The organism is uncultured Holdemanella sp. (assembly GCF_934772795.1).
Taxonomy (GTDB): Bacteria; Bacillota_I; Bacilli_A; order Erysipelotrichales; family Erysipelotrichaceae; genus Holdemanella.
In genome coordinates, this window is the sequence record NZ_CAKVMR010000022.1 from 19,501 (window position 1) to 31,713 (window position 12,213).

5 protein-coding genes are annotated in these 12,213 nt (G+C 36.5%); 3 read left to right on the forward strand and 2 right to left on the reverse strand.

Annotated features, from left to right (window positions below):
* Positions 1–12 precede the first annotated feature (12 nt).
* Positions 13–1,221 (reverse strand): L-serine ammonia-lyase, iron-sulfur-dependent, subunit alpha, encoded by a 1,209-nt coding sequence (locus Q0F04_RS05705; RefSeq protein WP_117571988.1) that lies wholly within the window; start codon positions 1,219–1,221, stop codon positions 13–15.
* Between the two features lie 148 nt (positions 1,222–1,369).
* On the opposite strand from Q0F04_RS05705, the gene Q0F04_RS05710 reads away from it, so the two are divergent.
* On the forward strand, positions 1,370–3,139 hold the full coding sequence (locus Q0F04_RS05710; RefSeq protein WP_295751162.1) for an acyltransferase family protein: 1,770 nt from the start codon (positions 1,370–1,372) through the stop codon (positions 3,137–3,139).
* Positions 3,140–3,155: 16 nt separating this feature from the next.
* On the opposite strand, the gene Q0F04_RS05715 is transcribed toward Q0F04_RS05710, so the two are convergent.
* On the reverse strand, positions 3,156–3,863 hold the full coding sequence (locus tag Q0F04_RS05715) for a hypothetical protein (protein ID WP_295751164.1): 708 nt from the start codon (positions 3,861–3,863) through the stop codon (positions 3,156–3,158).
* A 252-nt stretch (positions 3,864–4,115) separates the two neighbouring features.
* On the opposite strand from Q0F04_RS05715, the gene Q0F04_RS05720 reads away from it, so the two are divergent.
* Positions 4,116–8,213: a DNA-directed RNA polymerase subunit beta gene (locus Q0F04_RS05720; RefSeq protein ID WP_117571985.1), complete on the forward strand. Its 4,098-nt coding sequence runs from the start codon at positions 4,116–4,118 to the stop codon at positions 8,211–8,213.
* An 8-nt stretch (positions 8,214–8,221) separates the two neighbouring features.
* Positions 8,222–12,106 (forward strand): DNA-directed RNA polymerase subunit beta', encoded by a 3,885-nt coding sequence (gene rpoC / locus Q0F04_RS05725; RefSeq protein ID WP_295751166.1) that lies wholly within the window; start codon positions 8,222–8,224, stop codon positions 12,104–12,106.
* Positions 12,107–12,213 lie beyond the last annotated feature (107 nt).

A 12,213-nucleotide genomic window follows, 5' to 3' on the forward strand; every position in this document is an offset into this window, starting at 1 on the left:
TTAGGCCTTTCTTTAAGCTTTTTCTGGTACAACAACAGCTAATCCGCCTAGTGCACTTTCTTTTAATTCGATTGGAAGTTTTTTACCTGTTAAATTCATGGTTTGAACAACCATATCAAAGCTTACACGGTTCTTTTTCACGTTTCGTAAATATTTGGCTAGTCTTGCGGCATCCACACTTCTTTGTGCAGCTACGGCATTTCTTTCAATACAAGGAATCATTACGTATCCTCCGACTGGATCGCATGTAAGTCCTAGATGGTGTTCTAATCCAATTTCAGCAGCACATTCGATTTGTTCGTTATTTTGAAGTTGACAATAAGCGACAAAAGCAGCACCCATAGAGCAGGCAGCACCAACTTCTGCTTGACATCCAGCTTTGGCTCCTGAAATAGTTGCGTTTGTCTGAATTAGATTTCCAATCAATCCAGCCACTTTAAGGCCTTGGATAATTGTCTTTTTAGGATAATTTTGATCGTGATAGAAATGGTATACAAGACTAGGTAGAACGCCACAACTACCCATAGTTGGAGCTGTTACGACAATGCCTCCACTTGCGTTTTGTTCATTGGCTGCATAGGCATAACTACTTAATAATAAACTGTTTTTATCTTGAATATCGTTACAGCTTTGTGCCGACTGATGTAAAGCATGAGCTACACGGTCAATTTTCAAGCTTCCAGGTAAAACACCTGTTTTCTTTAATCCGGTATTTACTGTTTTCAACATTTGTTTAAAGATTTGATTCATGTAAGAGTCAAAATCAGAATCTTCAACTTCATCAATGTACTGATCTAAACGTAAATGACGTTCATTACAATATACTTGAATGTCATCCATTTTTGTGTGTGGATAAATTTCTGGATCTACATTGCCTTTTTTTCCGTCGATTTCAATTTTTCCTCCACCAATAGATACAAATGTATGTTCTGCAATCTTTGTATCATTCTCAAAAACTTCAATAATCATTGTGTTTGGGTGTTCAACAGGGGTTTTCATGTCAAAAACGATTTCACATTTACTAGCGCCTAACGTTTTTAATATGATTTTATCTGTAAGGTGTCCTTTTCCTGTAAGAGCTAAAGAACCAAATAATGTGATTTTGAAGTTTGTAGCTTCTGGATAATGTTCATTGATATATTTAGAAGCCATCATTGGACCGAATGTGTGAGAACTGCTTGGACCGGGTCCGATTTTATAAATTGTCTTAATACTTTGCATGTCATTTTCCTTTCAGAATCTTAATATATTATATTGTATTTTTTTAAAAAGGGATATTAAAAAATTATATATTTATTAATAATTATTAAGATTTTATTGTGCTAAAATAGATGGTGCTTAAAGAAAGCATCTAAGGGGATATGTAGATATGAAAAAAGAAGACGGACGTTTAAGGGGAATGGACGGATTACGTGGGATTGCGATTATTGCGATTACGCTATTCCATATGTTTCCAAGTATTTTTAGGGGTGGATACTTAGGAGTTGTATTGTTCTTTGTATTAACTGGATTCTTATTGGTGGTATCAGGTAAGAAGAAGATGAATCAAAAAGAGTTTTCATTGCGTGATTACTATCTTGCCAGAATCAAAAGAATATATCCACCATTACTCGTGATGGTATTTACTACATTGGGAATCTATTTTATTTTGGCTAAGGACACATTGTATAACATGAAAATGCAGGTGTTCAGTATTTTGGCTGGGTTCAATAACTGGTGGCAGATTTCGCAAAGTATTGATTATTTTACGCGTATTGCGAATACTTCGCCATTCTCACATTTATGGTTTTTATCTATAGAGATGCAGTTCTATTTGATTTTTCCATTGTTGTTGTTTGGAATGTATAAATTGAAAGATAAAAAAGGAGAATCTTTCACAATTAAAACAGTATTTGGTGTAACCGTAGGTTTTGCACTTGTGATGCCAATTCTATATTTATGTAGAGTGAATGTTACACGATTATATTATGGAACGGATACGCGAATCTATTCATTAGTTGCAGGTATGCTTCTAGGCTGGATCTATACAAAAGGGGAAGCAACTAAAAAGAATTTTTATACCTCAATTGGATTACTTGGAGTGTTTGTGGGTTCATGTTTTATTTTTGCTGGACGCATGCCAATTGTTTATTTGTTTGTGCTTGCATTAATGACAATTTTATCTATGTATTTAATTGAAAAAACGGCAGACAGTTCAATTTCATTGGATGTTCCAGGTTTAAAGTGGATTGGCCAACATAGTTATGAAATCTATTTATGGCAATATCCTGTCATATATTTGTTCCAATATAAAGATTGGAATAAAAATTTTGTGATGTATTTGATTGAATTCGTGCTATTGATTTTGTTGGTTGTATGGTCAAATTATTTCTTGAAAGTATTTAAATATAAACAAATCAAACCTAAATTTCAAAAAGCCGTTTTGGCATGTGGGATTGTGGGATTGGTATTTCAAACAACAGGTGTTGTTGCCTTAGCAACTTCAAAAGCAATGGATTCTACAGAATTGCAGAAGCGTATCGCGGAAAATGAAAAGGCAATTGCGGAAAATAAGAAAAATGCAAAATCAGATGGTAGTGTTGAAAAAGGCAAAGCAGATGACTATGCATCAAGTGGAAACTCTCAGAAAGTGTCGGATAAAGGATTGTTTTGTTTAGGGGATTCTGTTATGTTGTCGGCATATACAAATATTCAAGATATTTATCCGGATGCGACAATAGATGCCGCTGTTTCAAGACAAATATATCATGCTCTAGATATTTTAAGTTGGTATCAGTCTCAAGGAAATATTCATAATACAGTTGTGATTTCGCTTGGAACAAATGGCGTTTTGGATGAGAAAACAGTTGAACAATTGCTAGAAATGATTGGTAAAGATAAGTCTATATTCTGGGTTAATGTATATGCACCTGGAGTTGAATGGGAAGCTAGCAACAATAAATATCTGAATGAATTGGCTAAAAAACATTCAAATGTCACAATTATAGATTGGAACTCTTATATTTCTAAGCATACAGATTTATTAGAGGCTGATGGGATTCATCCAATTGAAGAGGGTGCGGATGCATATGCTAAATTGATTCAAAAGTCTATCAATTCGGTTATGAAAAAACAGAAAAAAATTGAAGAAAATAAATAAAAATACTGCAGAGGAATTAATCTTCTGCAGTTTCTTTTGTATATGAATCTAAATCATTAGGAAAATTGATTTTGTTTAATTTTTTAATGCTTAGTTCAACTGAAACATCAATATCAGCACTTGCTTCATCTACAGTTTGAGTTCCTGTAAAGCTTAAAACAAGGTGAGATATTTTCTTGTTTTTGATGGTTACTTCAAGCGTTGCATCATCTAGTTTTATAGATCCCATATTATCTAGAAGAGTAGCTAGTTTAGATGTGTTGACTTTAAATGTATATGTATCATTTTCTTTTTTAGAAGAATCAAATAATTCGCATAATTGGTCATCTGTTAAATCTAAGAAGGGGTTATAGGTATTTAATTTTGAATTCTTTTTAAGTCCGATCTTATCAACTGTACTTTGGGTTTTTGTGCCCATGGAATTTAAATAGGTTTTTCCATCTTTAATGTAGAAGTTTAAAAAGTTGGTTTGTACATTTTTTCCTGCAACTAAACCTATTGAAGTGGCAACTTGTAGATCTTCTTTTTGAAGAATTTGTGCATCAACATTCATTTTTGAATCTTTCAAATCCAATGTTCCACTGATTTGGGCGCTTTTTAGATTTAATGTATTATCTAACGCATCAAAAAATGTAAGGATGTCATCGTTGTTTTTTGAGTTTGAACATCCTGCAAGGGAAAGTGATAAAAAACAAGTTATAATTAGGGTTAAAATTTTTTTCATTTGGAACTCCTTTAAACTTCTTTATTGTATGCATAAATATAGGGGTTGTCAAAATGGACAAATGAAAAAGCACCTACTTTATGCAGGTGCTTAAAAAGGATAGGCATTATTTATAACTCATTTTTCAAATTTTGTCAAGTTTTTATTGACATTTGGCGGTTTTACTAGTAGTATAATAAATTGCATAATAGTGTGAGTTTTCAGGTGAAAACCACCTAGTATAGTACAAATTCGAACGAAAGGATGGCATGCATGGACAACAACAAAGCATATCGTATTGTCTCGTGTGGAAAAAAATCTTCCCGCCGAGATTACTCAAAGGTTAGTGGTAAATTAGAGTTACCTAATCTTGTCGAAATCCAGACAGATTCATTTAAATGGTTTACGCAACAAGGTATCCAAGAAGTATTTGAAGAAATCTATCCAATTGAAAACTATGGAAAAAACATTCGCTTAAACTTCCTTCGTTATCATTTTGAAGAACCAAAATATAACGCAGAAGAATCTATGTATAGAGAATGCAACTTTGCAGCACCTCTATATGCAGATATGGAATTGGAAGTTACAGACTCAGAAACTGGGGAAGTTGTAACTAAGAGTGAAGAAGTATATTTAGGGGATTTCCCTTTAATGACAGAAACTGGTACATTCATCATTAATGGTGCAGAACGTGTAATCGTTAGTCAGATCGTACGTTCTCCAGGTGCATATTTTGCGGACAGTTATGATGAAAAAACTGGTAAACAAAACTTTAGCTGTGAATTAATTCCAAGTCGTGGTACTTGGTTAGAGTTCATGACTGAACAAAAGAAAACTACAAACGGACGTTTAATCAACGTTTCTATTGACCGTCGTCGTAAAGTATTATTCAGTATTTTATTCAAGGCGATTGGTATGTCTTTGAATATCGGAGTGAATGAAGATACTCACGATACATCAATGATGGAAACATTCCTTCGTGCAATGGGACGTAATTGGTCTGATGTAGCTACAGATGCAGAAGATCGCGAATACATGAATATGTATTTGTTGTTGTATACTGCTTTCTTCGGTAAATATGAAGAAATCGAAAATACTTTATTGAACGATAAAGTAAAAACAACACAAGAAGCTTTACTTTCTTTCTATGAAAACCAAAGAAGTGATGAAATCCCTACATTAGATGGATCAATTACTTTAATGCAGGCTAAATTCTTTGATCACCGTCGTTATGACTTGACGAAGGCTGGTCGTTATAAATTACGTAAGAAATTAAATGCGATCGATCGTATGTATGGTATGAGCCTTGCTCATGATATTGTTGATGTAAATGGCAACGTATTCATGGAAAAAGGTACTATGGTTCACCGTGATGAAAGAAATGCATTGCGTGAAGAATTGGCTAAGGGTACTTATTGTGTCGCTTATCCATTCCGCTCAGAATTCCATGAAGAAGATATCGTTTCAATTCCAACAAGCTGGACTACAGGATTAATTGGTCGTGTATTAGCTAGTGATGTTGAAACTGAAGATGCTTATTTAGATGCTGGTACAGTATTAACTGAACAAGATGTTTTAGCAATCCAAAAGGTTGTTGAAAATGTTGATATTTTTGCAGGATTGTTTGCACAACCTGTTAAATTAACAGCAGAAAATATGGATTCTATATTTAACTATGGTCAACGTTTATATGCTCTTGGACGTTTAACAAATGCACAAGGTGAAGATATCGTTGATGCAGATATGGAATTGGTAGCTAACCGCTATATGGTTGGTGTAACTCCAGATACAATTGATAGCGATGTTGAAATGCAAGTTAAACAACGTGCTTTAAGTGAAGATATCACAGCATGGTTGATTGGTGCATGTGTTCAAGAATTATATATTATTGACAATAATGGGGATGAAGTACGTGTTGCTGGAAATGACCCATTCGCAAATAAACACACAATTACAGTTTCAGATATGTATGCATTCTTCTCATATAGCTTAAATGTTATGGAAGGTGTAGGAACAACAGATGATATCGATATGTTAGGTAACCGTCGTATTCGTTCTGTTGGTGAATTGATTCAGAACCAGTTCCGTATTGGTTTATCTCGTATGGAACGTGTCGTTAAAGAACGTATGTCAATTCAAGAAATGGATAGCTTAACTCCAAGAAAATTGACAAATATTCGTCCTTTGACAGCTGCAATTAAAGAATTCTTCTCTAGTTCACAGTTATCACAGTTCATGGATCAACAAAACCCTTTAGCTGAATTGACAAATAAACGTCGTATTTCAGCCTTAGGTCCAGGTGGTATCAGTCGTGATCGTGCAAGTTTCGAAGTACGTGACGTTCACAACTCTCACTATGGTCGTATTTGTCCAATCGAAACACCAGAAGGACCAAACATCGGTTTGATTAACAACTTAACTACATATGCTCGTATCAATGAATATGGATTTATTCAAACACCTTACCGTAAGGTAAATGCTGATGGTACTGTTAGTGAAGATACAGTTTACTTAAGTGCTGATGAAGAAGCAGATTATGTAATCGCTCAGGCCAATGAGGTTCGTGATGGTCATTTAGTAAATGAACGTGTCGTAGCTCGTAAGGCTGGTGAAACTATCATCGCGGATCGTAACGAAGTAGAACTTGCCGACGTCAGTCCAAAACAGATCGTATCTGTAGCGACTGCCTGTGTCCCATTCTTGGAAAACGACGATGCGTCTCGTGCCTTAATGGGTGCCAACATGCAGCGTCAGGCCGTTCCATTATTAGTTCCTCATTCACCTTATGTAGGTACTGGTATTGAATATAAAATTGCCAAGGACTCAGGTGTTGGTATTGTCGCAAAACAAGATGGTGTAGTTGAATATGTAGATGGTTTACGTATTGTTGTTAAAGACAATGAAGGTGAAAACCACACTTATCAGTTACGTAAGTTTGCTCGTTCAAACGCAAGTACTTGTATCAACCAACGTCCAATTGTAGAAGTTGGGGAAAAGGTTGAAAAAGGCGATATCTTAGCAGATGGTCCAAGTATGCAAAATGGTGAATTGGCTTTAGGTCAAAACGTTGTTATTGCATATACAACATGGCATGGATATAACTACGAGGATGCCATCATCATGTCAGAACGTATGGTTAGTGATGATGTATATACTTCAATCCACGTAGAAGAATATGATATTGACTGTCGTGAAACTAAGTTAGGTCCAGAAGAAATCACTCGTGATATTCCTAACGTTGGTGAAGCAGCAGTTCGTAAGCTAGATTCAAATGGTATCATCATGGTTGGTGCCGAAGTTAAAGAAGGAGATATCTTAGTTGGTAAGGTTACTCCAAAAGGACAAAGTGAAGTTAGTCCTGAAGAAAAATTATTATTAGCAATCTTTGGTGAAAAATCACGTGAAGTTCGTGACAATTCATTGAAAGTACCTCATGGTGGTGCTGGTATTGTTCATTCTATTCGTGTATTTAAACGTGGAGATGGATCGGATCTTCCTCCTGGAGTAAATATGCGTGTTAAAGTATATATCGTTCAGAAACGTAAGATTTCTGAAGGTGATAAAATGTCTGGTCGTCACGGTAACAAAGGTGTCATCTCTAAGATTCTACCTATCGAAGATATGCCATTTATGGCTGATGGACATCCAGTTGATATCTTGTTGAACCCATTCGGTGTACCTTCACGTATGAACATCGGACAGATCTTAGAAATCCACTTAGGTTACGCAGCTCGTAAATTAGGTGTTAAATTCTCTACTTCTGTATTTGATGGTTTATCAAATGAAGACTTACAAGATGTAATGCGCGAAGCAAGCATGACTGTCGATGGAAAACAGGTATTGTACGATGGACAAACTGGACAACCATTCGATGAACGTATTAGTGTCGGTGTAATGTACATGATCAAGTTAGCCCACATGGTTGACGATAAACTACATGCTCGTGCTACAGGTCCGTATTCTTTAGTTACTCAGCAGCCATTGGGTGGTAAAGCTCAAAATGGTGGTCAGAGATTTGGAGAAATGGAAGTTTGGGCATTGGAAGCATATGGTGCCGCCCACACATTACAAGAAATCTTGACAATTAAATCAGATGATATTCAAGGTCGTATCAAGACTTATGAAGCCATCATCAAAGGTAAGGATATTCCAGAACCAGGTGTTCCAGAATCATTCCGTGTATTGATGCACGAATTACAAGGTCTAGCAATCGATATTCGTTTGTTAGATGAAAACAATAACGAGGTTGACATCACATTAGATGATGATGACCAGGACGTTCATCCAGCTCAACCTTTACCAGAACAAACACAAAAGGAAGAGCTAGTAGACGATATTGAAGAAGAAAATAACGAAGAAGAGGAGGCGTAGTATAAAATATGAGTATTAACAATTTTGCCTCGATTCAGGTTCGCTTAGCGAGTCCAGAAACGATTTTAAAATGGAGTCATGGTGAAGTAACAAAGCCTGAGACAATTAACTATCGTTCACAAAAAGCAGAACGTGATGGTTTATTCTGCGAACGCATTTTCGGTCCAACTAAGGACTGGGAATGTGCTTGTGGTAAATATAAAAAAGTACGTTTTAAAGGTGTTGTATGTGACCGTTGTGGTGTAGAAATCACAAAAGCAAGCGTAAGACGTGAGCGTATGGGTCACATCCACTTAGCTGCACCAGTAGCTCATATTTGGTACTTACGTGGTATTCCTAGCCGTATGGCATTGTTGTTGGATGTAACACCAAAACAATTGGAAGAAGTTGTATATTTTGTAAGCTACATTGTTACGGATCCAAAAGAATCTGGTTTAGCTTATAAACAAATTCTTTCTGAACGTGAATTCCGTGAAAACCAAGCTATTTATGGTTCTACAGGATTTACAGCTCAAACAGGTGCGGAAGCCGTACTTCGTTTATTACAAGATGTAGATTTAGAATCTGAATATCAAGAAGTACAAGATGCGCTTGAAAAAGCACAAGGTGAAAAACGTAAGAAATTAATCAAGCGTTTAGATACAATCAATGCATTCCGTAATAGTGAAAACTTGCCAGAATGGATGATTCTGACTAACATTCCGGTAATACCTCCTGATTTACGTCCAATGCTTCAATTGGATGGTGGTCGTTTTGCGACAAGTGACTTAAACGATTTGTATCGTCGTGTCATCACTCGTAACAATCGTTTACGTAAATTGTTAGATTTGGGTACTCCAAATATCATCGTTCAAAACGAAAAACGTATGTTACAGGAATCTGTGGATGCTTTAATTGACAATGGTCGTCGTTCAAAACCTATTACAGGTGCTGGTGGACGTGCATTAAAGTCATTGTCTCACTCATTAAAAGGTAAACAAGGTCGTTTCCGTCAGAACTTATTAGGTAAGCGTGTTGACTTCTCTGGTCGTTCTGTAATTGCCGTTGGACCAGATTTGAAAATGTACCAATGTGGTATTCCACGTGAAATGGCAGTTAACTTGTTTAAACCATTTATCATTAATGAAATCGTAAACCAAGGATTAGCACAAAATCCTAAAAATGCAGAAAAATTAATTGAACGTCGTGATCCACGTATCTGGGATGTTGTTGAAACAGTAATCGACGGATATCCAGTATTGATGAACCGTGCGCCTACATTACACCGTTTGGGTATTCAGGCCTTCTTGCCTAAACTAGTAGAAGGACGTGCAATGCGTCTTCACCCATTAGTATGTACTGCGTTCAATGCCGACTTCGATGGTGACCAGATGGCCATCCACGTTCCATTAGGAGAAGAAGCTCGTGCTGAAGCATTAGTTATGATGCTTGGTTCTCACAATATCTTAGGTCCTAAAGATGGTAAACCAATCGTTACGCCAGGACAGGATATGGTTATGGGTAACTTCTATTTAACAATGGAAGAAACTAAAGATGAATTCTTTGCAGAAGCTAAACACTACGAAGAAGTTGGCTGCCCATTAGAAGCAGCGCACTGGCACCGTTTTGGTGAAAGTGAAGGTCATGTATATACAGACGAAGATGAAGTTATGATGGCATACCAGTCAAAACAAGTTCACCTTCACACTCGTATCGCATTGCCTGTATGCAATATGCATAAAACATCATTTGATGAAAAACATAAAAATGATTATTTAATTACAACAGTTGGTAAGATTGTGTTCAACTCAATGTTCCCTGAAGATTTCCCTTATATCAATGAGGTATCTAAAGAAAACTTTATTAGTACGCCTGATAAATACTTTATTGCTCCAGGACAAAACATTAAAGAATACATTGAATCTATGCCTTTAGTTGATGCAGTTAAGAAAAAAGATTTAGGTAAAGTTATTGCCGAAGTCTTCAAACGTTATGATGCAGATCAAACAGCTGAAATTCTTGACCAAATCAAATCATTAGGATTTGAATATTCAACAGTAGCTGGTATTACAGTTGCCTTGTCAGATATCGAAGTGGCTCCTCACAAAGATGAATATATCGATGAGGGTCGTGTTAAAGCCGATCAGTTAAAACACTTACAACGTAAAGGTATGTTGACAATGGAAGAATGGGAACGTCACTTATCTAAGATGTGGGATGATCAAAAAGACAAGATCGTAACATCATTGATGAACAACTTGCCTCGTAAAAACCCAATCAACATGATGGCGACTTCTGGTGCTCGTGGTAACGCGTCAAACTTTACTCAGTTAGCTGGTATGCGTGGTTTAATGGCAAAACCTGGTCACGCTAAAGCTGGTGCTGGTGAATATGTACCAACCATCATAGAAGTTCCTATCTATTCTTGTTTCCGTGAAGGATTAAACGTAAGTGAGTTCTTTATCTCAACTCACGGTGTGCGTAAAGGTCTTACAGATACTGCCTTAAAAACAGCCGAATCTGGTTACTTAACTCGTCGTTTGGTTGATGTTGCCCAAGATGTAATTATCAAAGAAGACGATTGTGGTACTGATAAGGGTTACTGGATCGAAACATTAATGGATCGTAAGACAAATTCTGTTATCGAACCGTTACAAGATCGTTTAGTTGGTCGTTATTCTAAACAAGATGTAACAGATCCAAAGACAGGCGAGTTAATTATTGCGAGTGATGAATTTATCACTGATGAACTTGCTAAGAAAATTGTAGATGCTGGTGTTACAGGTATGTATATCCGTTCTGTATTTACTTGTAAGTCTCGTTTAGGTGTTTGTCGTAAATGTTATGGACGTAACATGGCTACAGGTAAAGACGTTGAAGTTGGTGAAGCTATTGGTATCATGGCTGCCCAATCAATCGGTGAACCAGGTACACAGTTAACAATGCGTACATTCCATACAGGTGGTGTTGCCGGTGCCGGTGCAGAAGATATCACTCAAGGTTTGCCTCGTGTTGAAGAATTGTTCGAAGCTCGTTGTCCAAAAGGTGTTGCGGTAATTGCTCAGATTTCAGGTGAAATTACTTCAATCGAACGTATTGAAGGAACAATGCGCCAAGAAGTTATTATCACAAACGAACACGAAAGTGTTTCTCATAAAATTAATGCGAACCAGTCTATGCGTCCATGGGTTCAAATCGGTGCTAAGATTGAAGCCGGTGTTGCGTTGACTGAAGGTCCATTAGATCCAAAAGAATTATTACGTGTCGCTGGTGTACGTGAAGTTCAAGACTATATCTTGAAGGAAGTTAAGAAAGTATACCAAAGCCAAGGTATCGAAATTAGCGATAAGCACTTGGAAGTAATGATCAAACAGATGATGAAGAAAGTAATCGTTGTAGATAGTGGAGATACAGATTTAAATGTTGGTGTTCAATTGTCATTGAATAACATCACAAAAATCAACCGTAACGCATTGTTAAGCGGAAAAACTCCTGCTACTTTCAAACCTGTATTATTAGGTATTTCTAAGTCTTCTGTTGAAACAGATTCTTTCTTATCAGCCGCTTCATTCCAGGAAACTACAAAGGTTCTTACAGATGCGACTATTAAGGGTAAAGTTGACCACTTAATTGGTTTGAAAGAAAATGTTATTATTGGTAAGTTGATTCCTGCAGGTACTGGATGTCAGGGAGACCGTCCACAAAATCTAATTGTTGCTGAAAAGGCAAAAGAACTTCGTGACAAACGTATTGCACGTATGAAAGAAGTTCATGATGAGGAGTTTGATAAACTTGTATCTGGCTCTGATGATAGAGATATGATGGATAGTGCAGAACCTTCAGTAGAAGAATCAATTCTACAAGATGCAGAAACTACGGATAATAATTCAATGGATATCCAATCTGAAGAATAAGAATATAAGGAGTAGGTGAATGCCTATTCCTTTTGTACGACAGGCAGTCGTGCTTATAGTTGATAATCCAAATCAGTGATTATCAACTGTTTTATTTTAGAGACAAT

Excerpts from the sequence above, each read along its gene's own strand:
- rpoC (WP_295751166.1), top strand. The coding sequence starts at position 8,222 with ATGAGTATTAACAATTTTGCCTCGATTCAGGTTCGCTTAGCGAGTCCA.
- Q0F04_RS05720 (WP_117571985.1), top strand. The coding sequence starts at position 4,116 with ATGGACAACAACAAAGCATATCGTATTGTCTCGTGTGGAAAAAAATCT.
- Q0F04_RS05715 (WP_295751164.1), bottom strand. The coding sequence starts at position 3,863 with ATGAAAAAAATTTTAACCCTAATTATAACTTGTTTTTTATCACTTTCC.
- Q0F04_RS05710 (WP_295751162.1), top strand. The coding sequence starts at position 1,370 with ATGAAAAAAGAAGACGGACGTTTAAGGGGAATGGACGGATTACGTGGG.
- Q0F04_RS05705 (WP_117571988.1), bottom strand. The coding sequence starts at position 1,221 with ATGCAAAGTATTAAGACAATTTATAAAATCGGACCCGGTCCAAGCAGT.